The organism is Hoeflea sp. BAL378 (assembly GCF_000759435.1).
GTDB lineage: Bacteria > Pseudomonadota > Alphaproteobacteria > Rhizobiales > Rhizobiaceae > Hoeflea.
Genome location: NZ_JRJG01000019.1, coordinates 1 through 22,704, shown reverse-complemented (window position 1 = coordinate 22,704; position 22,704 = coordinate 1). Strand labels below are relative to the sequence as shown.

Sequence of the window (22,704 nt, the reverse complement as noted above, 5' to 3'; positions counted from 1 at the left end):
AACGGATGCAGGCAACGAGCGCGCGGGACCCGGATTCTCTTGCCGCCTGACCGCGGGTTTCACCCGGACAGGCTCACGCGGTCGCCCGGTCACCGGGAGGACGAGGGGAGAGTTTCAAAAAGACGGAGGAAAGGTTATTTGCGGCGGCGGCAGCGCCAGTTCCAGTCACGCGGCGTGCCGACATCGATATGGACCGATTCGGTGTGGCAGTAGGTGCCCACGCCGCCGCGCTCCGGCATGGAGCGGAGATACTTGGCCAATTGCCATTTCGACACGCCGTCGATCTGGATATCGGCGGCCTCGCAGGAGGTGTGCCGCGATCCGGACGCGCCGCCGACGCGGCGATTGTGCTTCGGGCTGCGGTAGCCCGACGTCACCACGAGCGAGCGGCCGTAATGGCGCTCGATGTTCTTGAGAACGCGGACCAGCTCGGGCTTGAAACAGCCGACTTCGACCTTTTCGGTCTGCAGGTGCAGGCCGTTGGGCGCCAGTCGGGCGAGGCCTGCGGCCGAGGCCAACTGGACCGGGCCGTCATAATCATCCGATTCGGCCTCGCCGTCGCCGACGGTGAACACGTTGGACATGCGCACGCCTGGCAGCGCCGACTCGGTGCCGCCGGCGGCGGAAGCCACGACAACCGGCGCGGGTTTGGCCGAGACCAGGCGCTTCTGCGTGCCGGAGGGCGCCTTCTTGGTCGATTTCGGCTGCTGCGCGAACAGGCGGGCGAAAATGGACTGCTTCTTGGGCGGCGCGACGACCGCCAGTTCCTGGACGTCCGGCTGGGCGGCGGCCTGCTCGGCGCCGGGCTCGGGGATGGCGGGCGTCAGTTCGGCCGAGGCCATGCGGAGCGCGACCTGCGCCGGATCGCTTGCAACGGTTTGCGACGCGGCGTCCTGGGGCGCCGTGGCCTGCGGGGCTGCAGCCTGGGCTGCGACTTGCGGGGCCGGGGCCTGGGCGCTGTAGAGATTGGCGGCGGGCTGGGCCGGCTGGCTCTGCATGATGCCCTGGTTCAGCGCATCGACCGACGTCTCGGCCATCACCATCGGCTGGCCTGGTGCTGCCTGGTCCTGCGCGGCTGCCTGCTGGGACGAATCGGCGGCGGTTGTGGCGGGAGAGGGCGTGGGAACCGGAATGCCTTCGGCTCTGGTCGCCATCATCAGCGCATCCGACTGGTCGGCGCTGCTCATGTCAACGAAGCTGGAAGATCCCGGCGCGAAGCCCTGGGTGGCATACATGGAAGGATCGCCGGCAGAGACGCATCCCGTCAGAACAACCGCCACGCCGGCCAGCAAGATGATGTGGCCGCCAGAGTAGCGCCTGACTGAATTTTTCCCGCCCGTCAGCAATCTATGGAGCCCCTGTCTCAAGTCATGTCAGGCCCGAGGGCCTTTAAAGGTGCGTACCCATTTGTGATGCAGTTGTAAACGCACAAATCCGGTGTCTGCCGGACAAACGGGAGTGTAGATTAAGGTCATGCGATGCGGCGTAAATACGGCGAAACCATGACATATTCGGGAGTTTAGCCGGCGATGGTTGCGTGAGCCTTGCGCCAGCCTGTCACAGCTTTGCGGGCCGGCCGGCCAAGACCGGCCCGTTGCTTGGCTTACCAGGCGCCGGTGTTCTTCATCGACGCCCAGGGCTCCGCCGGTTCGAGCGGATCGCCCTTTTGCAGAAGCTCGATGGAGATCCCGTCCGGCGAGCGCACGAAGGCCATGTGCCCGTCGCGCGGCGGCCGGTTGATGGTCACGCCGTTGTCGATCATGTGCTGGCAGAGCTCGTAGATATTGTCGACGGCATAGGCGAGGTGGCCGAAATTGCGGCCGCCGGTGTACTCCTCCGGATCCCAGTTGTAGGTCAGCTCCACCATTGGCGCCTTGTCGGCCAGCGCGCGCTCCTTGTCGTCGGGGGCGGCGAGAAAGATCAGCGTGAAGCGGCCCGCCTCGCTTTCGTGGCGGCGGATCTCCTCAAGTCCGAGCTTGTTGCAATAGAAATCGAGCGACGCCTCGACATCTGTGACCCGGACCATCGTGTGCAAATAACGCATCTTTTTCCCTCATGTTGCTGGTTCGGCAGAACGATAGGCGGATTCGGCGGCGAGGCAATGGCGGGACGATGGATCGGTCCGGTTTTTTGCGGCCGCCGCCAGGCCGCGGCCCGTGTTGGGGGCATGCTCATGTTGTGTTAAAGTGGAACCCGCCGGCGTCGCAAGCAATAGCCGTGGATGGTTCAACAAGTTTTGCGTCGGGGCTTGCACTGTGCGCGCAATACAATGTTAATGTTTTAATCGAGAATCACTTAATTCCATGTGGCGCGTATCGGAGAGTTATCCGGATGGGGGAAAGGTCCTCTGACAAGAACGAGGCGGTAGCGGAAGCCCATGCTGACGCGGTGGACCTGATTGAGATCACCGGCGTTATCAAGTGGTTCGACGTGGCCAAGGGCTTCGGCTTCATTGTCCCCGACAACGGCATGGAAGATGTGCTGTTGCATGTGACCTGCCTGCGCCGGGACGGCTACCAGACCGTGCTTGAGGGAACCCGCATCGTCTGCGAGATCCAGAAGCGCGAACGCGGCTACCAGACCTTCCGCATCATCTCGATGGACACCTCCACCGCCGTCCACCCGTCGCAACTGCCGCCGGTGCGCACCCATGTCCAGGTCAAGCCGTCGAGCGGGCTTGAACGCGCCATCGTCAAATGGTTCAACCGCACCAAGGGATTCGGCTTCCTGACCCGGGGCGAGGGGACCGAGGACATCTTCATCCACATGGAGACGCTCAGGCGCTACGGGTTGGCGGAACTGCGCCCCGGCCAGGTCGTGCTGGTGCGCTACGGGGATGGCGACAAGGGCCTGATGGCCGCCGAGATCCATCCCGACATGGCGTCCCCGATCCAGAATTCCCACTGATTCGGATGCGCTTCCTTCCGCATCTCCTCTCCCTGCTGCTGACCGTCTGGATGTCGGTGGCGAGCGCGCTGGCCTCCGGCGCGCCGACGGTGCTGCCGACGGATGCAGAGCCGCTGGTGATCACGACGCGGAGCGGCGAAGTGTCCTTCAGCGTCGAACTCGCGGTGACGCCTCAGACCCGCGCCAGCGGGCTGATGCACAGGCAGAGCATGGATGCCGACCACGGCATGCTGTTCCGGTTCGACCAGACCCGCCAGGTGCTGATGTGGATGAAGAACACGCCCCTGTCGCTGGACATGCTGTTCATCGACGACGACGGGACCATCGTCGGGATCGCGGAAGGCACGACGCCTTTCTCGGAGGCGATCGTCGCCTCGCCCGGACCGGTGCGCTACGTGCTCGAACTGAACGCAGGCACCGCCAAGCGGGACGGCATCGCGGTCGGCGACATCGCCCGCCACGGGACCATCGCCCGCTGATTTGCCGGCGAGCCCGAGTATCGGGCGATTTGGAGTTGCGGGGCATGGCGTTCCGGTGTATCCGGAGCACGCCTTGCAGCGCCGCGCATCCCTCCGGATGCACAGAGGTCGCTGTAAGACTTTGAATTTGTGCATGTACGGTATCGCTCAAATGAACTTCTTGAGCGCGAAATGCACGAGCATCGGAGCGTAGCGCAGCCTGGTAGCGCATCTGGTTTGGGACCAGAGGGTCGGGAGTTCGAATCTCTCCGCTCCGACCATTCAATCCCTTGAAAATCTTGCTGTTTGCAGAAGAGCTCTATCGCGACAGCGCAATCGCGATCAGTTCGGAGAACATGGCGATGCCGGGTTCCAGGATCTCGTCGGGAAAGTCATAATCCGGGTTGTGCAGATCGGGCCGGTCGAGCCCCGCGCCCAGGCCGAACATGGCGCCTTCATACTGCCCCGTGAGCTCGCCGAAATCCTCGCCCCACCGGAACGGGCGGTCAAGGGCGGTGAAGCCGAGGCCGAGCCGGGCGGCGGCCTCCCTGATCATGTCGTGCGACACCTGCCCATTGGCGGTGGCCGCGAATTCCTCCCTGGTCTCGAACTCCACCGCGAGCCCGTGGTCCGCCGCAAGCGCACGCGCTTCCGTGGCGAGATCGCTCCACATCGCCTCGACCGTGGCGCGGTCGGGCGCGCGCAGCGTGAAATGGGCCTCGCCCTTGGCCGGGCAGATTCCCGAGGCCGGCACGCCCATCCGGGTGAAGACGGGAACCGCGAGGGCGTAGTTGTCGGGCCGGTCGTATTTCGCCTGGATGTCGGGCGCCTTCAGCATCAGCCGCGCCAGGGCGAAGGACGGGCTGGCGCCGGTTTCGGGCTGCGCGCTGTGGGCTTCCCTGCCGGCGAAATGGACGGCGGCGTATTTGACCTGCGAGGAAAAGGCGCCGGCGCGGCAGATCACCTGGCCTCCGGGATAGCCCGGCAGGTTGTGCAGGGCGAAGACGTAGTCGGGCTCGATCCGGGCGAAATTGTCATGGGCGCGGCACTGGCGCGCGCCCGACCCGGTTTCCTCGTCGGGCTGGAACAGGAGCACGACGCGGCCGCGGGCGGGCCGGTCGACGAGGCTCAGCGCCACGCCGGCCAGGATCGCCATATGCCCGTCATGGCCGCATTTGTGGCCGACGCCGTCATAGACGGAGCGGTAGCCGATGTCGGCATTGACCTCGTGGATCGGCAGGGCGTCGAGTTCGCAGCGGAGCAGCACGGTGCGGCCGGGGGCGGCGCCGTCATAGATCGCGGCAAACCCCGCGCCGTCGAGGTCCAGAATCGCATCGGGTCGCGCATGGTCCTGCAGGAACCGGCGCAGATGCTGCGCGGTGTTGGTCTCCTGCCGGGAGAGTTCCGGATGGGCGTGCAGCCAGTGCCGCAGCCCGATGATCGTTTCAAGTTCACGCGTCACGCATCGCCCCGTCGCCCGAACGGCATCGTGCGCGGCTGGCCCCGCGCGGTGCCGGTGTGTTGATCTGTCCGCCACCTAGCACTTCGGCGGCGCCGGTCACAACCCCGGCGGGATCGGACGAGGCCCTTCGCGAAAGGGCGCAAAACCCGTCGGTTGCCCATCCCGGAGGGGTCGTCAAGGCCGCGGTCCGGCGCGACAAACCGGCTTGACTTTGGCTGTGCATCCGGGCATTGAGCGGGGGGCGTCGCAGAACAATCCACGCGGAAATCAGCGGGATTTGAACGCGGCGCAGGTGGTTTGGAGCCATGGTGGCCGGAGCAGGACATGCGTCCGCGCCGGTCGTGATGGGAGTGTCCGCGGATGCGGACACGAGACAGCAAGGCGCCGTGATCCGCCTTTTCGGGCGGGCGCCGCCATGAAGGGGACTTGGGACATGACCGCGAGAATCTACCGTCCCGCAAAGACAGCCATGCAGTCCGGAAAGGCCAAGTGCCAGGACTGGGTGCTTGAGTTCGAGCCGGAAAAGCCCCGCGCCATCGATCCGATGATGGGCTACACGTCGTCGGCCGACATGAACAGCCAGATCCATCTCAGGTTCGAGACCCGCGACGCGGCCGTGGCCTATGCCGTGCGCAACGGGCTGGCGTTCCGCGTCATCGAGCCCAAGGAAAGCAAGCGCCGGCGCGTCGCCTATGCCGACAATTTCCGCTATGACCGCCGCCAGCCTTGGACCCATTGACAGTATCCGACAAGGCTGACCGGGCCCGCCCGTGCGGCACGCGATCGGCCCCTTAGCTCAGCTGGATAGAGCACCGGCCTTCTAAGCCGACGGTCGCAGGTTCGAATCCTGCAGGGGTCGCCATTTTCCCAAAAGCCCATGCCGGGGACCGGTTCTCTTCCGCTTTCGGGAAGACCGGTCGACATGTTGCTGCTCAACCCTTTCGATACCTGCCTGCAAAAGCGGATTATTGTGCCGATACGGGACATGTCGCGCTGCTTTGCTGTTGCTTTTCCTTGTAAAACCGTGTTGCTTCCTTCAGCCTGAAGTGGTGGCGGCTTGGTAGGGGCCTGCCGCCTATGGGTGCAGGCGGGCGGCGCGCGGGATCGGGCAGGAGGCAGATCACCGCCCTTTCACGACCCCAGTGGGAGCATCCTGAAATTTCCTGTTGAGTCGACCGTCGCGTGTCCGTGCGCGGCGCGGAGGGAGGGGCATCGTTTTGCAGAACAGGGAGTATATGCGATGTTGCTTGATTATGAGAGTTTCTGATTCGAGAGAGGCGCTATGTTGATGCCGGATGCAGCTTATCACCTTGGCCCGGAACTGGATCGCGCCGTCAATCGGATGGACTTTTTCCGGTTGTTCAAGGCGCTGGTCATAAATCAGAACTTTCTATACTTCGTTCTATCGGAGGTTTCCGGCGACGACGAAGGCGTAAATCTTCTCAGCCCGCACGCATTGCACAATCTGCCCGATTCGTCGCTCGGCAAGACAAACGGGAAGTCGGTGGGCGCCGCCGATCCTGTGGTGCTGCGCTCCAAGCTCGCGACCGCGCCGTTCTTCATGGACCTGCTGGCCCAGCCTTCCGACCTTGTCGGGGCCGGCAACGCCCGGTCCGCCATCGCCGTTCCGCTGCATACCGTTGCGGCGAGGCGCTACTGCCTGGTCATGTTCGGTGACGCCGGCGAGCCCGACCGCGGCGAGCTGGCCCTGATCGCGCTTGATGCGGCGCTGATTTTCCAGCGCTATTATGAGGTTATACTGTCACTGGACTCGATCACCGGGCTCAATGACCGCGAGATCCAGATTGTCCGCTGGACATCGGAAGGCAAGACATCGGCCGAAATCGCGATCATTCTCGGCCTGTCCGAACACACCGTAAATTCCTACATCGCCGCGGTTCTGCGAAAGCTGCATGTCGTCAACCGGGCCCAGATGGTGGCTTCGGCGTTGCGCAGCGGCTTGATAGCTTAGGGGAAATGGCAATGAATTCTGATCAGCCTCAGCAACCGATGAAAATCCTGCTGGTTGACGACGACCCGGCCGAGCACCTGCTGCTGCGCCGGACACTGGACAAGGTCGACGGGCCGCCGCTTGAACTCGACTACGTGGCCGACATCGCCTCGGCCGTCGAAAGCGTCAAGGCCGGCGGCATCGACATCGTGTTTCTCGACAACCGGCTGGTGCCGAACAATGATTTCCGCGAGACCGCGCCCCAATTGCGGGAAGCCGGCTTCATCGGGCCGATCGGGATCATCTCGTCGGACATCAGCGGCAGCTATTTCCAGGAGTTCCCGGAATTCGGGGTCGACTTCCGGATCGGCAAAAGCGAGATCGATCGAACCACGATCTCCTTCATCATTGCGGAATACACGCGCAACCAGCTCTCTGACAACTGCGCGGAAGATTTCTCATGAGGCGACCCTGAGTTGCCCACCTGGGTCTTGACCTGACATGCAGTCTTCGGCCGGCAAGCTGATAAAGGCGCTCTACGAGACGTTCCCGGACCCGGTTCTGGCAACGGACAGGCGTGGCCGCATCACCGCCGTCAATCAGGCCGCGATCGAGGTTCTCGGATACGCCGAAGCGGAGCTTCTTGGCATGGACCCGACCCGGCTGGAAGTGCCGGGCGAGGGGGGCTTCTACCCGGAGCGGGCAGCGTCGGCCTGGGACGCGAATGAAGGATGGATCTGCCGAAATGTAAGGCTGCAACGCAAGGACGGGTCGGTTCTCGCTGCCGAGCTGAGGCAGCTCCCGGTTTCGCCTCAGGACGGCGCGGGCGCGGGACTGGTGTCGATGGTGCGCCCTGTCTCCGAGACGCCCGCCCGCGAGACCGATCCGGCGGATATCGACCAGCTCTTCCCGTCGGCTCTCGAATCGATTTCGCACGGCTTCGCGATCTATGACCAGGCCGACCGGCTGCTGATCTGCAACAGCGCCTACCGCAACATGCACGAGGCCTTCAAGCCCAGCATCGCGATCGGCAGGACCTTCGAGGCGATCCTCCGGGAAGCCGTCGAATCCGGCCGCTATCCCGATGCCGGCGAGACGCCCCAGCAGCGCGAGGACTGGATCCGTCAGCGCCTTGATCTCCACAACAATCCGATCGAGCCCTATGTGCAGCGGGTCGGCGCGGATCAGTGGGTGCAGATCGAGGACCGGGTGACCGCCGACAATTACCGGGTCGCCCTGCGCGCCGATGTCACCCCCCTGGTTCGCGCGAGATCCGAGGCCGAACGGCTGGGCTTCATTCTCGAGGGCGTGGGGCAGGAGATCTACCTCGTCAACCCCAAAGAACGCAGGATCGTTTATGCCAACAAGGCGGCCTGCGACAATCTCCAGTACAGCCTGGAGGAACTGCGGGCCATGGACGTGCGGCAGCTCAATGCCGACTATTCGCCCGCCGAACTGACCGAGAAGATGCAGCCGCTGCTGACGGGGAAGATCAGGGCGCTCAACATCGACACGCGGCACAGGCGCAAGGACGGATCGATCTACGTGTGCAGGATCCGGATGGAGCTGATGGGCGGCACGGCCGATCCGATGATCCTGTCCTTCGGCGAGGACATCACGCTTCGCATCGATACCGAGGCGGAACTCGAGCGCAAGCGGACGGAATTCGAATCCCTGGTTCGCAGTCTTCCCGACATCATCAGCCGCGCCAAGCCCGACACGACGCTGACCTATGTCAACGAGAACTATGCCCGTTTTTCCGGCCGCCGGCCCGAGGAGATGGTGGGCCGGAAATTCATGGAGTTCGTGGCGCCCGACGCCCGCCAGGAGGTGCTGGCGAAGATCTCGAGCCTCACCCCGGAGGCGCCGATGAAGACGCTCGAGCGGCCGATGGTGGATGCCGCCGGGAGGCAGTGCTGGTATCTGTGGACCAATCTGATGGTGTACGAGGACGGCAAGCCGATCGAGCTCGTATCCGTCGGCCGGGAGATCACCGAAAGCCACCAGGCGCGGGAGCAGATCGCGCATCAGACACGGGAGCTGGCGGCGCGCAATGACGCGCTCGAACAGTTCGCCGGCATGATCTCGCATGACCTCAAGGCGCCGCTCCGGCAGGTGCGGCTGTTCGCCGACCTGATCGCCGAAGACGTCAGCAGCGGAAAGACCGACGAGCTCGGGGTGTTCTCCGCGCATATCTCCGATCGCGCCAAGGCCATGGAGCAGATGATTTCGAGCCTGCTGGAATATTCCCAGCTCGCCTATCAATCGATCCGGCCCAGCACTTTCCGGTTTTCGGAAGCCGTGGCCGAGGCCTGGAGCAATCTTGCCGTCCATGCCAGCGAGGCAAGGGCGCGCCTGATCGCCGAGACGGACGCCGAACTGCATGCCGATCTCAACCTGATGATCCAGCTTCTGCAGAACCTATTCGCCAATTCGATCAAATACCGGATGGCCGACAGGCCGGTGGAGGTGCGGGTGGATGTCGAGGTCGGCGACACCGCCGTCAGCATCACCGTCGCCGACAACGGCATCGGAATCGCTCCGCAGCATGCCGACAGCATCTTCGGCGTGTTCAAGCGGTTGCATCGCGACGAGCGGCTCTATTCCGGCTCCGGGCTGGGGCTGGCCCTGTGCCGGAGGATCGCGGAAAGCCATGGCGGCACGATCGTGCTGGATTCGTCGTACCGGTCCGGCGCGCGGTTTGTCATCACGCTGCCGCGGGTCGCCCCGTGATGTGACGCGCCGGCGGCTCCCGCCTCAGGCGGAGCGGGCGGCGGCGAGACCGCGCTCGATGTCGACCATCAGGTCCTCGACATCCTCGAGCCCGATCTGCAGCCGGATCACCGGCCCTTCCTTGGGCGGCAGGGCGATGGTCCGGTCGCTGAGATTGGCGTGGACCGCCAGGCTTTCGTAGCCGCCCCAGGAATAGCCCAGGCCGAAGATCTCGAGCGCGTCGAGGAAGGCATGCGCCTTTCTCTGCTGCCGCGCCGGGTCGGCCACGTCGAGAACGATCGAGAAGATGCCGCTCGAGCCGCAGAAGTCGCGCTTCCACAGGGCGTGACCGGGGAAGCTCTCGAGCGCCGGATGCAGCACGCGGGCAACGCCGGGCATGGTCTCGAGCGCCCGGGCGATCGTGAGCGCGCTTTCCTGGTGGCGCGCCAGCCTGATCCCCATGGTGCGCAGGCCGCGCAGGGTCATGTAGGCGTCGTCGGGACCGGCGCAGATGCCGAGCATCGAGAATGTCCGCTTGATCGCGGGCCAGGCGGTCTTGTTGGCCGACACCGTGCCGATCAGGATATCGGAATGGCCGGCGGGATATTTGGTGGCGGCATGGATGGAAATGTCGACGCCGTGATCGAGCGGCTTGAAATACAGGGGCGTCGCCCAGGTGTTGTCGATCGACACCAGCGCGCCGTGGGCGTGGGCGACCTCGGCGATGGCCGGGATGTCCTGCATCTCGAAGGTGTTCGATCCCGGCGCCTCGGTGTGCACCAGCTTGGTGTTGGGGCGCATCAGGCTGTCGATGCCGGCGCCGATCGCGGGATCGTAATAGGTGGTCTCGATGCCGAAGCGTGCGAGCATGCCGGCGCAGAAATTGCGCGTCGGCGAATAGACGGAATCGACCACCAGCAGATGGTCGCCGGCGCTCAGCGCCGCCATGAAGGGCAGCGTCACCGCCGCCAGGCCAGAGGGAACCGCGACCGTGCCCTCGGATCCCTCCAGTTCGTCGATCGCCGTGTTGAGCGCGTCGGTGGTCGGCGTGCCGTGGGTGCCGTAGGTGTATTTCTGGTCGCGCGAGACCATCGTCGCCGCATCGGGGAAGAGCACGGTCGAGGCATGGACCACGGGCGGGTTGACGAAGCCGAAGAAGCTCTTGGGGTCATGGCCGGAATGGGCCAGGCGGGTGTTCACTCCGTGGGAAGAGGGTCTGTCGGTCTTGCTCATCTGATGTCCGGTCTGTTGGCGGGATTGCTGTCACCGCAGGCTTAACGCGAGTTGCCGGCAATCACAAGAAAGGCCGGGCGCAGCCTGCTTCGCGACCTCGGCGGCAGGGCGATGCCGGGTGCGGGGAGGGCGGATCTACCCTGGCCATGCCGGCAATTGCTTGGCGAATGCTTCCATTTTCGCCAAGTTGTCGATTTTAGGACATTGAAGGCTTGACCCTCGGTTGATTTCGGCATGGTATATCGTGGTGCAAAAGGCATCGGCAGAGGAGCGAGCACATCGCCCCTGCCGCTTTTGTCGCACCTCAAACAGGGCAACAGAAAAAAAGGTTGTATCAAATGAAAAATAAGATTCTGTCGGCTGTCGTTGGCGTCGCCGCCGTTGCAGGCATGGGAGCCAGCGCGGCTTCCGCCGCGACGCTGGATGATGTCAAGGCAAAGGGATTCGTCCAGTGCGGCGTTTCCACCGGCCTCGCCGGCTTTTCCGCTCCCAACGATGCGGGCGACTGGTCAGGGCTGGATGTGGATTTGTGCCGCGGCATCGCCGCTGCAGTGTTCGGCGACGCGAAGGCTGTGAAATTCAGCCCGCTGTCGGCCAAGGAACGCTTCACCGCGCTTCAGTCGGGTGAGATCGACATCCTGTCGCGCAACACCACCTGGACCATGAGCCGCGACACGCAGCTCGGCCTCAACTTTGCCGGCGTCAACTACTACGACGGTCAGGGCTTCATGGTGCGCAAGTCGCTCGGCGTGAACTCCGCGCTGCAGCTTTCGGGCGCATCGGTCTGCGTGCAGACCGGCACCACCACCGAGCTCAACCTCACCGACTACTTCAAGGCCAACGACATGACCTACAATCCGGTCGTGTTCGAAAAGCTCGAGGAAGTGAACGCCGCCTACGACGCCAACCGTTGCGACGTCTACACCACCGACCAGTCGGGCCTGTATTCGATCCGCCTCGGCCTGACCGCGCCGGACGAGCACATGGTTCTGCCGGAAGTCATTTCCAAGGAGCCGCTTGGACCTGCCGTACGTCAGGGTGACGATCAGTGGTTCGCCGTCGTCAAGTGGGTCCACTACGCCATGCTGAACGCGGAAGAAATGGGCATCACCTCGGCCAATGTCGACGAGATGATGAACTCGACCGATCCCAACGTGATGCGTCTGCTCGGCAAGGAAGGCGCCTTCGGCGAGCCGATCGGGCTCGGAAACGACTGGGCCTACAACGTCATCAAGCAGGTCGGCAACTACGGCGAAGTGTTCGAGCGCAATGTCGGCGCTTCCACTCCGCTGGCAATCGGCCGTGGCGTGAACGCGCTCTGGTCGAAGGGCGGCCTGCAGTACGCACCGCCGATCCGCTAACAGAGCCGAAAAACTGGCGGGCTTCCTCGGAAGCCCGCTTTCTCCGGCCTTTCCCTGGAGAGGCCAGAAACCGGGCGCAGTTGCGTCAGGTTAACTAACGATCCGGCCACAAGAACCGGACGTATAGAGTTGGGGACAGACATGGCTCATCAAGAAGGCGTCTCAGCGGGCGCTGATGATTCCGGCCGCGTATCTTTTATGAATGATCCCAAGGCGCGCGGCCTTGTTTTCCAGGCATTGCTGATCATCGCCGTCATGGCCATGGTCTATATCGGGGTTTCCAATGCCGTGAACAACCTGGCGCGGGCGGGCATCGCCTCCGGGTTTGACTTTTTCGGTGAACGCGCCGGCTTCGACATCGGCCAGTCCTTCATCCCCTACACCAATGACAGCACCTATCTTCGGGCCTTTTTCGTCGGCCTCGGCAACACCCTGGTCGTGGCTGCCATCGGCATCTTCTTCGCCACCGTAATCGGCTTCATCGTCGGCCTGGCCAGGCTGTCGAAGAACTACCTGGTGCAGAAATTCGCCACCGTCTATGTGGAAACGCTGCGCAACATTCCGCTGCTGCTGCAGCTACTGTTCTGGTACAAGGCGGTCCTGTCGATCCTGCCTTCGCCCAGGGCGATGGGGCTCGAGCCCGGCGCCAATGTCGCCTTCAGCCTCAACAATCGCGGGCTCTATCTCCCGCGCATCGTGCCCGAGGCGGGGTCCTCCTTCATCCTGTTCACGCTGATCGCCGTGCTGATCTTCTGGTTCGTGCTTGGCCGCTGGGCCAGGAAGCGGCAGATGGCGACAGGGCAGCAGTTTCCGGTCTTCCTCACCGGGCTCGGCCTGCTGATCGTATTGCCGCTCTTGGTGTTCTTTGTGACCGGCATGCCGGTGTCGCTGGAATACGCCACCCTGCAGGGATTCAACATGGTCGACGGCTGGGTGATCCAGCCCGAATTCATGGCGCTGCTGCTCGGCCTGTCGCTCTACACGGCCTCCTTCATCGCCGAGATCGTGCGCGCCGGCATTCTCGCGGTGTCGCATGGCCAGACCGAAGCCGCCTATGCGCTGGGCCTGAGGCCCAACCTGACGAGCCGGCTGGTGATCGTGCCGCAGGCCATGCGGGTGATCATCCCGCCCTTGACCAGCCAGTTCCTCAACCTCACCAAGAACTCCTCGCTGGCGGTGGCCATCGGCTATCCGGACCTCGTGTCGGTGACCGGGACGGTGCTCAACCAGACCGGACAGGCGGTCGAGGTCATCTCGATCACCATGCTGGTCTACCTGACCCTGTCCCTGTTGACCTCGGCCTTCATGAACTGGTTTAACTCCAGTGTCGCACTGGTGGAGCGCTGAGCCATGGATCACAACACAAAATCAATCGCTTATGTGCGCACCCAGGAAAGCCCGAAGACGCCGCCGCCGATGGCGGTGGGCGGGGTCGGCGGGTGGCTCAAGGAGAACCTGTTCGCCACCCCGCGCGACACGGTGCTGACGATCCTGACCTTCCTGTTCCTCATCTGGATCATCCCGCCGGTCGTCGACTGGGCGTTCATCAGCGCGGTCTGGGATGGCGAAAGCCGGGAAGACTGCATCGTCCCGGGCGCGGGCGCCTGCTGGGCCTTTGTCGAGGCGAAGTTCGGCCAGTTCATGTATGGCCGCTATCCGCTGGAAGAGCGGTGGCGGGTCAACCTGTCGGGCCTGCTGCTGATCGCGGGCCTGGTGCCGATCGCCATTCCGTCGGTTCCCTACAAGCGGGAGAACGCCCTCTACCTGCTGATCGTCTTCCCGGTGCTGGCTTTCATCCTGCTCACCGGCCAGTTCGGGCTCCAGCCGGTGGAAACGCCGCTCTGGGGCGGCCTGCTGGTGACGCTGGTCGTCGCCATCGTCGGCATCGTCGTGTCCTTCCCGCTCGGCATCCTGCTGGCGCTCGGACGCCGGTCGGACATGCCGATCGTCAAGATGTTCTGCGTCATCTTCATCGAGTTCTGGCGCGGCGTGCCGCTGATCACGGTTCTGTTCATGTCCTCGGTGATGCTGCCGCTGTTCCTGCCCGACGGGGTGTCGTTCGACAAATTGCTGCGCGCGCTGATCGGCGTGGCGCTGTTCTCGTCGGCCTACATGGCCGAGGTGATCCGCGGCGGCCTGCAGGCGATCCCGAAGGGCCAGTACGAGGCGGCCAACGCCATGGCGCTGACCTTCTGGCAGGGCACACGGCTGGTGATCATGCCGCAGGCGCTGAAGATGGTCATCCCGGGCATCGTCAACACCTTCATCGGGCTGTTCAAGGACACCAGTCTGGTTCTGATCATCGGCCTGTTCGATCTGCTCGGCATCGTCCAGCAGAACATGACCGATCCGAACTGGATTTCGCCCCAGACGCCGGCGACGGGCTTCGTCTTCGCCGCATTCGTCTTTTTCATCTTCTGCTTCGGCATGTCGCGCTACTCCGCCTATATGGAGCGGCGTCTGGACACCGGGCACAAACGATAACAGGGGACTACAACCATGGCTGACAGCAACACAGCTACACAGGCAGGCGCCGGCCCGTCGAAAATGACGATCTCGGAAACCGATGTGGCCATCGAACTCATCGGCATGAACAAGTGGTACGGTGAGTTCCACGTGCTGCGCGACATCAACCTGAAGGTGATGCGCGGCGAGCGGATCGTCATCGCCGGCCCATCGGGCTCCGGCAAGTCGACCATGATCCGCTGCATCAACCGGCTGGAGGAACACCAGAAGGGCAAGATCATCGTCGACGGGATCGAGCTCACCAACGACCTCAAGAAGATCGACGAAGTGCGCCGCGAAGTCGGCATGGTGTTCCAGCACTTCAACCTGTTCCCGCACCTGACCATCCTCGAGAACTGCACGCTGGCGCCGATCTGGGTGCGCAAGATGCCCAAGAAGAAGGCCGAGGAAGTGGCCATGCACTATCTCGAGCGGGTGAAGATCCCCGAGCAGGCCAACAAATATCCGGGCCAGCTCTCGGGCGGCCAGCAGCAGCGCGTGGCGATCGCCCGGTCGCTGTGCATGAACCCGCGCATCATGCTGTTCGATGAGCCGACCTCGGCGCTCGACCCAGAAATGATCAAGGAAGTGCTCGACACCATGGTCGGCCTCGCCGAGGAAGGCATGACCATGCTCTGCGTGACCCACGAGATGGGCTTCGCGCGGCAGGTGGCCAACCGGGTGATCTTCATGGACCAGGGCCAGATCGTCGAGCAGAACGAGCCGGGCGAGTTCTTCGACAACCCGCAGCACGAGCGCACCAAGCTGTTCCTGAGCCAGATCCTTCACTAGGCCGGCTCCCGTGGCTTCGGGAGCCGCGCCCCCGCGGTTCCGGGCAGTGCGGTATCTGTTCGGTGCGGTGCTGATTACAGCGGTCGCGCTCGGCCTCGGCACCTTGCTGCCGCGGCCGCTTCTGCCGTCCGGCGCCGGTGCGCAGGCCGCCGGCGAGCCAAGCCAGCCGGCCACCCGCACGGTCTTGGTCCTGTCGTCGGCAATCCATACCGATCTGGCGCTGCCGGCCAGCCCGGACATCGTCGAGCGATTCGGCTTCATGGCCGGAGACGGTCTCGATCCGGGCCAGCCCGGCGTCGCCTATGTTCTCGCCGGATGGGGCAGCCGCGCCTTCTACATCGAAACGCCGACCTGGTCCGAACTCAAGCCGGGCCCGTTGTTCAAGGCGCTGACGCTCGACCGCTCGGTCATGCATATCGGTCTTGGCGGCGACATCGATCCGGCTCACCCCTCGGTCACCGAACTCGAACTCGACGAGGCGTCCTTCGAGGCCCTGGTGCGGGCGGTGCTTGCGAGCTTCAGCCTCGACGGCGGCGGGCGTCGCATCGTCGTGCCGGACTCGTCCTATGGCGAATACGACCTGTTCTACGAGGCGGAAGGCTCCTTCAATGCGCTGGCCGGCTGCAATGTCTGGACTGCGGCGGTGCTCCGGCAGGCGGGGCTCACGACCGGCTGGTGGACGCCGTTGCCCGGCCTGCTTACGGCCAGCCTGAGGCTGCACAACGGGGACGGTGTTCGGGACTAAAGGCCCGCGGCGCGGTAGCCGTAGAGCCAGTCGAGGTCGCGCGCCAGGCTCTGCGGGCTCTTGACGGCCAGCACCAGGTCGCGCCCGAGCCGCACCGGGCCGCGGGCATGATAGGCGAACTTGTTGAAGGCGGCGCGCTTCCGGGCCCGGCCGATGCGGGCCCGGCGGTGGGTCTCGTAGTCCGCCAAGGCCCGGCCCCTGGCGCTGGCGGGCGCGGCCGAAAAGGCCTGCGCCAGCTCGTAGCCGTCCTCGATCGCCATCGCCGCGCCCTGGGCCGCGAAGGGGGTCATGGCATGGGCCGCGTCGCCGATCAGGATCGTGCCGGCATCGTTGCTCCATCGGCCGTCGGGCACGCCGAACAGCGGCCACCAGGTCATTTGCGGCGCCTGGCGGAACAGCGACAGCAGATCGGGATGCCAGCCCGCGAAGGCGTCCAGCAGGACCCTGCGATCGGACGGATCCTCGCGCTGCGCCCAGGTCCGTCCCGGATCCATGCCCCGGGTGATGGCGATCATGTTGATCGCCCGGCCGCCATCCACCGGATAGGCCACCAGATGCGCGTTGGGACCGAGAAAGGCCGTCACGTTGCGCTTGTCCAGCACCGCGCGGCCGCTGTCGTCCGGCATCATGAAGCGCCAGGCCACCAGGCCGGAAAAATTCGGCACCAAGGCGCCGGGAACCAGGCGGCGGGTCTGCGACCAGACGCCGTCGGCACCGACTGTCAGCGCCGGCTGGCCGAAGCGGGCGTGCATTGAGGCGATCTCGCCGTCCTCGATGCGCTGGCCAAGATGCAATCTGCAGCGGGGTTCGGCCTCGACCGCCCGCAGCAGCATCGCCTGCAGGTCGGCGCGGTGCATCACGCCGTAGGGCGCGCCCCATCGTTGCGCGGCGAAGGCGCCGCAAGGCACATGGGCGATCTTGCGCAGCGACAGGCCCGACACCAGCGAGATCTCCTCGGGGCGGATCATCGCCCCGGCCAGCGCGTCGCCGAGGCCAAGGTCGATCAGGATCCGGCTGGCATTGGGGGAAATCTGCAGGCCGGCGCCGAGCTCGCTCAGCGTCTCCGCCTGTTCGACGATGTCGACCTCATAGCCCTTGCCCGCGAAGGTGAGGGCGGTGGTGAGCCCGGCGATTCCCGCCCCGACAATGGTGATGGTGTGGGCAGGCATTGTGCCCTCCGGGTCCGTCCCGATAATTCCGGTCAGGCCGCCTTGTACTTCCACGCGCAGCCGGCCGGCACCGTTTGGTCGTCGGCCAGGGCGGCATTGAACTTGTACAGCGTCGAGCAGTAGGGGCAGACTTTTTCCACGTCCGACCCCATATCAAGGAAAATGTGCGGATGGTCGTAGGGCGGATTGGCGCCCACGCACATGAATTCCCTGACGCCAATCTCGATGGCGGAATGGCCCGCATCATTCTGGAAATGCGGGATTTTATGGTCGGCCATGCCTGTCTCCGTCGCGTCGATCTCGATGTGGCGAGACCATATACGCACCACCGGCAAATGTGTAGCGCGGAATCGGCTGTTTTCCCCGGGCGGGAGCCGCGCCCGATCACGGATGCCGCGGCGCGACATTTGCAACGGCCGCCGATTGGGTTAGGTAGGGTGTGAAAGGGACATCAGATGAATCTCGATCGTTTGCAGGCCGGACGTTTCACGTCCGGCGACATGGATATCGCCTGGTATGAGGCGGGAGACCCCGAGGGCGCGCCGGTGCTGCTGATCCACGGCTTTGCCTCCACCGCACATGTCAACTGGGTGTTCCCGGGCTGGTTCAAGACGCTGGAGCAGGCGGGCTACCGGGTGATCGCGCTTGACAATCGCGGCCACGGCGAATCGTCCAAGCCGCATGATCCCGAAGCCTACCACCCCGAGACCATGGCGGCGGATGCTGCCGGGCTGCTGGACGAGCTCCGAATCGGTTCGGCCCATGTGATGGGCTATTCCATGGGCGCGCGGATCTCGGCGTTCCTGGCGCTCGCCCGGCCCGAGCTTGTCCGGTCGCTGGTGTTCGGCGGTCTCGGCATGGGCATGGTCGACGGGGTCGGCGACTGGGATCCGATCGCCGCGGCCCTGCGCGCGCCCTCGCTCGACGATGTCAGCGACGAACGGGGCCGAATGTTCCGCGCCTTCGCCGAGCAGACGAAGAGCGACCGGCTGGCGCTCGCCGCCTGCATCAGCACCTCGCGGACGCTTGTCAGCCGCGAGGATCTGGCGCGCCTGACCATGCCTGTGCTGATCGGCGTCGGCACCAGGGACGACATCGCCGGGTCGGCCGAGGAACTCGCACGGTTGTTGCCTGACGGGAGATTCGTCGACATACCCCGGCGCGACCACATGCTTGCCGTCGGCGACAAGGTGTTCAAGGCCGCGGTGCTCGCCTTCTATGACGAGATCGAAGCGGGACGGCCGGCATGAAGAACCTCAAGAGGGCCGTGGAATTCCACGGACATTCCGGCAACCGGCTCGCCGGCGACCTGCACGAGCCCCGCGGCGTCGAGCATGGCAATCCGGTGCTGCTGCTGCATGGCGGCGGGCAGACACGCCACGCCTGGGGTGGCGCGGCGCGGCGCATCGCCGATTCGGGGCACACGGCCTTCACCATCGACCAGCGCGGCCACGGCGGCAGCGAATGGGTCGGGGACCTGGCCTATGCCACCGAGGATTACGCCGACGACACCGTCGCGGTCTGCCGCGACATCGCGGCCCTTTGCGGCGCGGCGCCGGTGCTGGTGGGGGCGTCGCTGGGCGGCATTTCGGGCCTGCTCGCCAGCCATCGCGGCGGGGCGGGGCTCATCGCCGGGCTGGTGCTGGTCGACATCACGCCGCACATGGATGCCGACGGGGTGAGCAAGGTCCAGGGCTTCATGGCGGCGCGGATGCGCGAGGGCTTCGCGACCTTGGAAGAGGCGGCCGCGGCCATCGCCGCCTATCTGCCCAACCGGCCGCCCCGGCGCTCGCTCGAGGGCCTGGCCAAGAACCTGCGCAAGGGCGCCGACGGCCGCTACCGCTGGCACTGGGACCCGGCCTTCATCGACGGGCCGCGCACCATCAACACCGGCGGCGAGGCCATCCAGCAGGATATGATCGCGGCGGCGCGGAGCCTTCAATGTCCGGTGCTGCTGGTGCGCGGGCAACAATCCGAACTGGTGACGGAAGAGGCGGTCGAGGCCTTTCGCGAGATGGTTCCGCATGCCGCGTTCGTGGATGTGTCGGGCGCCGGCCACATGGTCGCGGGCGACCGCAACGACGCCTTCAACGACGCGGTGCTGGGCTTCCTCGACACGCTCGAAGGCCGGACCGCGGCGCTCACCGCCCGGTGAAGGCGGCTTTCCTCTTTTCCATGAAGGCGCGGCGGCCCTCGGCGTAATCGGCGCTGTCGAAGGTGGCGGCGGCGAGCCTTGCCGCCTGCTGCTGGCTCCCCTGTGAGGGCGTCGCGTGCGCTGCGATCGCGGCCTTTGAGGCGCGGACCGACAACGGCGCGGCGCTGGCGATGGCCAGGGCGAGGGCGGTGACCGCCGCTTCGAGTTCGTCTGCCGGACAGAGCGAGAAAAGGCAGCCGCAGTCGAACGCCGTCCGGGCCGGTATTTCCTGCGCGGAAAACAGCGCGTGGCGCGCGCGCTGGTCGCCGAGCGCGCGCACCAGATCCTGCACCGCATCGGGCGGATAGGCGAGGCCGAGACGGGCCGCGGGAATGGCGAAGCGGGCGGTCTCGTCGGCGAGCCTCAGGTCGGCCGCCGCGGCGATGCCGAAGCCGCCGCCGAAGCAGATGCCGCGGATCGCCGCGATGACGGGGACCGGCGAGGTGCGGATCGCAGCGAACGCCGCCGAATTGGCGCTCTCATAGTCGCGCGCGGTGCCTGCGTCCTTGCGCAGCGTCCCGAACTCGCCGATATCGGCGCCGGCCGAGAAATCGCGGCCGCCCGCGCCCTCGATGACGACCACGCGGGCAGCGCCGGGCTCCACCAGCCAGGCCAGCGCCGTGGGCAGGGCGCGCCACATCGAATCATTGAGTGCATTGCGCTTTTCGGCGCGGTTGAGGGTCAGCCGGCCGATCCCGGTGTCCGCGACGGCGGCCAGGATGGCGCCGTCGGCAAAGGTATTTTTTTCGTCCATTTCATCCCGCCATTTGTTTTTTTTGCTTTGTGTCTTATCTTCGGGGGGATTGCAAACCAGCCCGGAGGCGGCAATGGCAGCGAATTCAGGCGTGCGCGTGGGAGAATCCCTCAAGGCGATCGACCCGATCTGGGACTCGATCCGCATGGAAGCCGAGCGCTCGGTGGCACAGGATCCGCTTCTGGCGGCGTTCCTGTATTCGACCATTCTCAACCAGCCGTCGCTCGAGGAGGCGGTGATTCACCGCGTCTGCGAGCGTCTCGACCATCCCGACCTGCAGGCCAATCTGCTCCGGCAGACGTTCCTCGAAATGCTGGCCGACTGGCCGGAATGGGGCTCGGTGCTGCGCGTCGACATCCAGGCGGTGTATGACCGGGATCCGGCCTGCTCGCGCTTCATCCAGCCGGTGCTCTACTTCAAGGGCTTCCACGCGATCCAGACTCACCGGCTGGCCCACTGGCTGTGGAACCGCGGGCGCGTCGACCTGGCGCTCTATCTGCAGAGCCGGTCCTCGGAGATTTTCCAGACCGACATCAATCCGGCAGCCAGGATCGGCAAGGGCATCTTCCTCGATCACGCCACCGGCCTCGTGGTCGGCGCGACCGCCACCATCGGCGACAATGTCTCCATCCTGCAGGGCGTCACGCTCGGCGGCACCGGCAAGGAAAGCGGCGACCGGCATCCCAAGATCCGCGACGGCGTTCTCATCGGCGCCGGCGCCAAGGTGCTCGGCAACATCGAGATCGGCCATTGCAGCCGGATCGCGGCCGGATCCGTGGTCCTCAAGCCGGTTCCGCCGAACTCCACCGTGGCGGGCGTTCCGGCGCGCGTCGTTGGAACCGCGGGATGCGAGGAGCCTTCGCGCGCAATGGACCAGATGCTGGCTTCCGGCATCTGAAGCCGGCCCACCTGCCCGGGCGCACGAGGCGCAATCCGGCAAAAACACGAACTCGGGTTTGATTTAGCCTGCCGTCCGTGCCAAAAGCGCGCCGATACCAATTGCCCAGGAGAGCACCGTGAAGCCCGACGAAATCAAGAAGCTGGACGCCTATTTCAAGCGCATTTTCAACCAGAGCATTGTCGTCAAGGCGCGTCCACGCAAGGATGATTCGGCGGAAGTCTATCTCGGCGACGAGTTCCTCGGCATCGTGTTCCGCGACGACGAGGACGGCGACCTGTCCTACAATTTCTCGATGGCCATCCTGGACGTCGACCTCACCTGACCAGCGCCTGCTCGATCCGGCTGCGGACATCGCGCTCGATCTCGCGCCAGTGCGGCAGAAGATCGATGGAGAACCGGTAGGTGACCGACAGGTCCTGGCCGATCGAGATGTCGCGCTGGCAGCCGGTCCGCGTGTTGAACTCTGGTTCCTGGGCTTCATCCTCGACCAGGCACCTTATGGCGTAGGGCTCGGTGCTCCCGCTGCGTTCGACATACATCAGTTCGTTGGCGTAGCCGGCGCCGGAGCGGAGCCGGAAAGAGTCAAGCCCGCTCGGGCCCGCCACCGGCGCCCCGTCCGTCAGCCTCTTGTAGATCGGCGTGAAACGGCCCGACATGTCGCGCGACATCGTCGCCTGGGCGATGCGGGCGAAGATCAGCCCGTCGGCCGATCCGGTCTGGTTGAAGATATCGCGGCTGGTCTCGCTGTAGCCGTTCATGCCCGGCCAGGAGAAATAGGTGTCGACGGCGTTCTGGACGCCGGAGACCCGCTGGCTTTCAAAGCGGATCACGTTCGCCGGCAGGCGCAGCACATCATTGCCGATGACGATTTCATGCAGCGTCGTCTCAGACGTGTTGCCGGCGCGGGAGATGTTCTTGCCGATCATCCTGCCGGTCATGGCGATCGCGAGGGTGACCACGCACAGGACCGCCACCACCGCGGTGATCTTCCAGACGAACCTGGGCGACAGCAGCGGGACATGGTCAAGCCGCGGGGCGGAGGGAGTGTCAGGCATGGCCAACCAGTCGGATCTCTGTGCCAGAATGGGCCATCAAGCCGCGGCACGGCGCTTGCTTGACGGGGGAACGGACATCAACCTTGAACCCGGCATGGTTAACCAATGATTTACATGCTCGACATCCTCACCGCGATTTTTGCCATGGCCACCGGTTTCGCCACGTCCTGGGTCGTTCTCGAGGTCGTCCGGCTCACCGGATGGCGTGAGCCGGCGCCGCGTCCGGACGCGCGTGGTCCCGTCAGACTGGGGGCGGAGCTGCTTCTGGCGGCGATGGTCGGTCCGCGCCTGCTGCTGGTCAACGGCTTCGAGAACTGGCGCCATGGCCGGGTGTCGCTGGCGCTCTACGCGGTGCTGGTGCTCGTGGCCGCCGGCTGGTCGTTGTGCTCGGGCGTGGTGGTGCTGCAGGTGGCGTTCGCGAGCGGCTTCTTTCTCGCCTGACCCGACACGGCCGCCCACCTGCCGGGCCTGCCGCGGCCGGCGCCGCTTGATTTGCCCGCCGCGC

At 65.1% G+C, this 22,704-nt stretch carries 24 protein-coding genes and 2 tRNA genes; 18 read left to right on the top strand and 8 right to left on the bottom strand.

Annotated elements, in window-relative coordinates; translation table 11 throughout:
- Positions 1 to 134: 134 nt before the first annotated feature.
- Both LL06_RS06105 and LL06_RS06100 read right to left on the bottom strand, forming a co-directional pair.
- Complete coding sequence (locus tag LL06_RS06105; protein WP_244447056.1) at positions 135 to 1,235, bottom strand: YcbK family protein; 1,101 nt, start codon at positions 1,233 to 1,235, stop codon at positions 135 to 137.
- A gap of 368 nt (positions 1,236 to 1,603) precedes the next feature.
- A complete protein-coding gene (locus LL06_RS06100; RefSeq protein ID WP_035523699.1) occupies positions 1,604 to 2,044 on the bottom strand; it encodes a VOC family protein in 441 nt (146 codons plus the stop codon).
- 287 nt (positions 2,045 to 2,331) lie between these two features.
- Here LL06_RS06100 and LL06_RS06095 point away from each other — a divergent pair, with 287 nt between their 5' ends.
- The 3 genes from LL06_RS06095 to LL06_RS06085 all read left to right on the top strand — a co-directional run bounded on the left by LL06_RS06095 (position 2,332) and on the right by LL06_RS06085 (position 3,646).
- Positions 2,332 to 2,907, top strand: coding sequence for a cold-shock protein (locus LL06_RS06095; RefSeq protein WP_035523697.1), 576 nt, complete (start codon positions 2,332 to 2,334; stop codon positions 2,905 to 2,907).
- Between the two features lie 5 nt (positions 2,908 to 2,912).
- On the top strand, positions 2,913 to 3,386 hold the full coding sequence (locus LL06_RS06090; protein WP_035523695.1) for a DUF192 domain-containing protein: 474 nt from the start codon (positions 2,913 to 2,915) through the stop codon (positions 3,384 to 3,386).
- 183 nt (positions 3,387 to 3,569) lie between these two features.
- A tRNA-Pro gene (locus LL06_RS06085) sits at positions 3,570 to 3,646 on the top strand.
- A 38-nt stretch (positions 3,647 to 3,684) separates the two neighbouring features.
- Here LL06_RS06085 and LL06_RS06080 read toward each other — a convergent pair.
- A complete protein-coding gene (locus tag LL06_RS06080; RefSeq protein WP_035523692.1) occupies positions 3,685 to 4,827 on the bottom strand; it encodes an amidohydrolase in 1,143 nt (380 codons plus the stop codon).
- A 433-nt stretch (positions 4,828 to 5,260) separates the two neighbouring features.
- Between LL06_RS06080 and LL06_RS06075 the strand changes: the two genes are divergently transcribed.
- From LL06_RS06075 to LL06_RS06055, 5 genes are all read left to right on the top strand, one after another.
- Positions 5,261 to 5,566: an ETC complex I subunit gene (locus tag LL06_RS06075; RefSeq protein WP_035523690.1), complete on the top strand. Its 306-nt coding sequence runs from the start codon at positions 5,261 to 5,263 to the stop codon at positions 5,564 to 5,566.
- Positions 5,567 to 5,612: 46 nt separating this feature from the next.
- Positions 5,613 to 5,689, top strand: a tRNA-Arg gene (locus tag LL06_RS06070).
- A gap of 426 nt (positions 5,690 to 6,115) precedes the next feature.
- Positions 6,116 to 6,799, top strand: a complete 684-nt coding sequence (locus tag LL06_RS06065) for a helix-turn-helix transcriptional regulator (RefSeq protein WP_161784939.1) — start codon at positions 6,116 to 6,118, stop codon at positions 6,797 to 6,799.
- Between the two features lie 11 nt (positions 6,800 to 6,810).
- Entirely contained in the window at positions 6,811 to 7,242 is a 432-nt protein-coding gene (locus LL06_RS06060; RefSeq protein ID WP_035523683.1) for a response regulator, read from the top strand.
- Between the two features lie 37 nt (positions 7,243 to 7,279).
- Positions 7,280 to 9,511, top strand: coding sequence for a PAS domain S-box protein (locus LL06_RS06055; protein ID WP_035523679.1), 2,232 nt, complete (start codon positions 7,280 to 7,282; stop codon positions 9,509 to 9,511).
- A 24-nt stretch (positions 9,512 to 9,535) separates the two neighbouring features.
- On the opposite strand, the gene LL06_RS06050 is transcribed toward LL06_RS06055, so the two are convergent.
- Positions 9,536 to 10,723, bottom strand: a complete 1,188-nt coding sequence (locus tag LL06_RS06050) for a cystathionine beta-lyase (RefSeq protein ID WP_035523676.1) — start codon at positions 10,721 to 10,723, stop codon at positions 9,536 to 9,538.
- A gap of 338 nt (positions 10,724 to 11,061) precedes the next feature.
- Here LL06_RS06050 and LL06_RS06045 point away from each other — a divergent pair, with 338 nt between their 5' ends.
- The 5 genes from LL06_RS06045 (at position 11,062) to LL06_RS06025 (ending at position 16,126) form a co-directional block, all read left to right on the top strand.
- Entirely contained in the window at positions 11,062 to 12,084 is a 1,023-nt protein-coding gene (locus LL06_RS06045) for an amino acid ABC transporter substrate-binding protein (protein WP_035523674.1), read from the top strand.
- A gap of 141 nt (positions 12,085 to 12,225) precedes the next feature.
- Complete coding sequence (locus LL06_RS06040) at positions 12,226 to 13,431, top strand: amino acid ABC transporter permease (RefSeq protein WP_035523671.1); 1,206 nt, start codon at positions 12,226 to 12,228, stop codon at positions 13,429 to 13,431.
- 3 nt (positions 13,432 to 13,434) lie between these two features.
- Positions 13,435 to 14,568, top strand: coding sequence for an amino acid ABC transporter permease (locus tag LL06_RS06035; RefSeq protein ID WP_035523669.1), 1,134 nt, complete (start codon positions 13,435 to 13,437; stop codon positions 14,566 to 14,568).
- Positions 14,569 to 14,583: 15 nt separating this feature from the next.
- Positions 14,584 to 15,381, top strand: a complete 798-nt coding sequence (locus LL06_RS06030; protein WP_052161252.1) for an amino acid ABC transporter ATP-binding protein — start codon at positions 14,584 to 14,586, stop codon at positions 15,379 to 15,381.
- A gap of 46 nt (positions 15,382 to 15,427) precedes the next feature.
- Positions 15,428 to 16,126, top strand: a complete 699-nt coding sequence (locus LL06_RS06025) for a TIGR02117 family protein (protein ID WP_052161251.1) — start codon at positions 15,428 to 15,430, stop codon at positions 16,124 to 16,126.
- On the opposite strand, the gene LL06_RS06020 is transcribed toward LL06_RS06025, so the two are convergent.
- Together LL06_RS06020 and LL06_RS06015 are read right to left on the bottom strand one after the other, a co-directional pair.
- Positions 16,123 to 17,295: an FAD-dependent monooxygenase gene (locus LL06_RS06020; RefSeq protein ID WP_035523665.1), complete on the bottom strand. Its 1,173-nt coding sequence runs from the start codon at positions 17,293 to 17,295 to the stop codon at positions 16,123 to 16,125. The genes LL06_RS06025 and LL06_RS06020 overlap by 4 nt on opposite strands.
- Before the next feature lie 32 nt (positions 17,296 to 17,327).
- On the bottom strand, positions 17,328 to 17,573 hold the full coding sequence (locus LL06_RS06015; protein WP_035523663.1) for a zinc-finger domain-containing protein: 246 nt from the start codon (positions 17,571 to 17,573) through the stop codon (positions 17,328 to 17,330).
- Between the two features lie 177 nt (positions 17,574 to 17,750).
- On the opposite strand from LL06_RS06015, the gene LL06_RS06010 reads away from it, so the two are divergent.
- Together LL06_RS06010 and LL06_RS06005 are read left to right on the top strand one after the other, a co-directional pair.
- Positions 17,751 to 18,545 (top strand): alpha/beta hydrolase, encoded by a 795-nt coding sequence (locus tag LL06_RS06010; protein WP_035523660.1) that lies wholly within the window; start codon positions 17,751 to 17,753, stop codon positions 18,543 to 18,545.
- A complete protein-coding gene (locus tag LL06_RS06005) occupies positions 18,542 to 19,450 on the top strand; it encodes an alpha/beta hydrolase (protein ID WP_035523657.1) in 909 nt (302 codons plus the stop codon). The genes LL06_RS06010 and LL06_RS06005 overlap by 4 nt, the downstream gene beginning before the upstream one ends.
- On the opposite strand, the gene LL06_RS06000 is transcribed toward LL06_RS06005, so the two are convergent.
- A complete protein-coding gene (locus tag LL06_RS06000) occupies positions 19,437 to 20,243 on the bottom strand; it encodes an enoyl-CoA hydratase-related protein (protein ID WP_035523654.1) in 807 nt (268 codons plus the stop codon). The genes LL06_RS06005 and LL06_RS06000 overlap by 14 nt on opposite strands.
- 73 nt (positions 20,244 to 20,316) lie before the next feature.
- Between LL06_RS06000 and cysE the strand changes: the two genes are divergently transcribed.
- Both cysE and LL06_RS05990 read left to right on the top strand, forming a co-directional pair.
- Entirely contained in the window at positions 20,317 to 21,141 is an 825-nt protein-coding gene (gene cysE, locus LL06_RS05995) for a serine O-acetyltransferase (RefSeq protein WP_035523652.1), read from the top strand.
- Positions 21,142 to 21,259: 118 nt separating this feature from the next.
- On the top strand, positions 21,260 to 21,466 hold the full coding sequence (locus tag LL06_RS05990) for a DUF3126 family protein (protein ID WP_035523650.1): 207 nt from the start codon (positions 21,260 to 21,262) through the stop codon (positions 21,464 to 21,466).
- Here LL06_RS05990 and LL06_RS05985 read toward each other — a convergent pair.
- Positions 21,459 to 22,199 carry a hypothetical protein gene (locus LL06_RS05985; protein ID WP_035523647.1) on the bottom strand — a complete coding sequence of 247 codons (741 nt, stop codon included), beginning with the start codon at positions 22,197 to 22,199 and terminating at the stop codon, positions 21,459 to 21,461. The genes LL06_RS05990 and LL06_RS05985 overlap by 8 nt on opposite strands.
- A gap of 105 nt (positions 22,200 to 22,304) precedes the next feature.
- Between LL06_RS05985 and LL06_RS05980 the strand changes: the two genes are divergently transcribed.
- The gene (locus LL06_RS05980; RefSeq protein ID WP_035523644.1) at positions 22,305 to 22,640 is read left to right on the top strand and encodes a hypothetical protein; all 336 of its coding nucleotides are present in this window, start codon (positions 22,305 to 22,307) and stop codon (positions 22,638 to 22,640) included.
- Positions 22,641 to 22,704 lie beyond the last annotated feature (64 nt).

Bases quoted from the DNA above. Each gene is read 5' to 3' on its own strand.
- LL06_RS06000 (WP_035523654.1), bottom strand. From the start codon at position 20,243: ATGGACGAAAAAAATACCTTTGCCGACGGCGCCATCCTGGCCGCCGTC.
- LL06_RS06045 (WP_035523674.1), top strand. From the start codon at position 11,062: ATGAAAAATAAGATTCTGTCGGCTGTCGTTGGCGTCGCCGCCGTTGCA.
- LL06_RS06035 (WP_035523669.1), top strand. From the start codon at position 13,435: ATGGATCACAACACAAAATCAATCGCTTATGTGCGCACCCAGGAAAGC.
- LL06_RS06095 (WP_035523697.1), top strand. From the start codon at position 2,332: ATGGGGGAAAGGTCCTCTGACAAGAACGAGGCGGTAGCGGAAGCCCAT.
- LL06_RS06100 (WP_035523699.1), bottom strand. From the start codon at position 2,044: ATGCGTTATTTGCACACGATGGTCCGGGTCACAGATGTCGAGGCGTCG.
- LL06_RS06055 (WP_035523679.1), top strand. From the start codon at position 7,280: ATGCAGTCTTCGGCCGGCAAGCTGATAAAGGCGCTCTACGAGACGTTC.
- LL06_RS06105 (WP_244447056.1), bottom strand. From the start codon at position 1,235: ATGTATGCCACCCAGGGCTTCGCGCCGGGATCTTCCAGCTTCGTTGAC.
- LL06_RS06010 (WP_035523660.1), top strand. From the start codon at position 17,751: ATGAATCTCGATCGTTTGCAGGCCGGACGTTTCACGTCCGGCGACATG.
- LL06_RS06015 (WP_035523663.1), bottom strand. From the start codon at position 17,573: ATGGCCGACCATAAAATCCCGCATTTCCAGAATGATGCGGGCCATTCC.
- LL06_RS06060 (WP_035523683.1), top strand. From the start codon at position 6,811: ATGAATTCTGATCAGCCTCAGCAACCGATGAAAATCCTGCTGGTTGAC.
- LL06_RS06030 (WP_052161252.1), top strand. From the start codon at position 14,584: ATGGCTGACAGCAACACAGCTACACAGGCAGGCGCCGGCCCGTCGAAA.
- LL06_RS06040 (WP_035523671.1), top strand. From the start codon at position 12,226: ATGGCTCATCAAGAAGGCGTCTCAGCGGGCGCTGATGATTCCGGCCGC.
- LL06_RS06005 (WP_035523657.1), top strand. From the start codon at position 18,542: ATGAAGAACCTCAAGAGGGCCGTGGAATTCCACGGACATTCCGGCAAC.
- LL06_RS06065 (WP_161784939.1), top strand. From the start codon at position 6,116: ATGCCGGATGCAGCTTATCACCTTGGCCCGGAACTGGATCGCGCCGTC.
- LL06_RS06075 (WP_035523690.1), top strand. From the start codon at position 5,261: ATGACCGCGAGAATCTACCGTCCCGCAAAGACAGCCATGCAGTCCGGA.
- cysE (WP_035523652.1), top strand. From the start codon at position 20,317: ATGGCAGCGAATTCAGGCGTGCGCGTGGGAGAATCCCTCAAGGCGATC.
- LL06_RS05985 (WP_035523647.1), bottom strand. From the start codon at position 22,199: ATGCCTGACACTCCCTCCGCCCCGCGGCTTGACCATGTCCCGCTGCTG.
- LL06_RS06050 (WP_035523676.1), bottom strand. From the start codon at position 10,723: ATGAGCAAGACCGACAGACCCTCTTCCCACGGAGTGAACACCCGCCTG.
- LL06_RS06020 (WP_035523665.1), bottom strand. From the start codon at position 17,295: ATGCCTGCCCACACCATCACCATTGTCGGGGCGGGAATCGCCGGGCTC.
- LL06_RS06090 (WP_035523695.1), top strand. From the start codon at position 2,913: ATGCGCTTCCTTCCGCATCTCCTCTCCCTGCTGCTGACCGTCTGGATG.
- LL06_RS05980 (WP_035523644.1), top strand. From the start codon at position 22,305: ATGATTTACATGCTCGACATCCTCACCGCGATTTTTGCCATGGCCACC.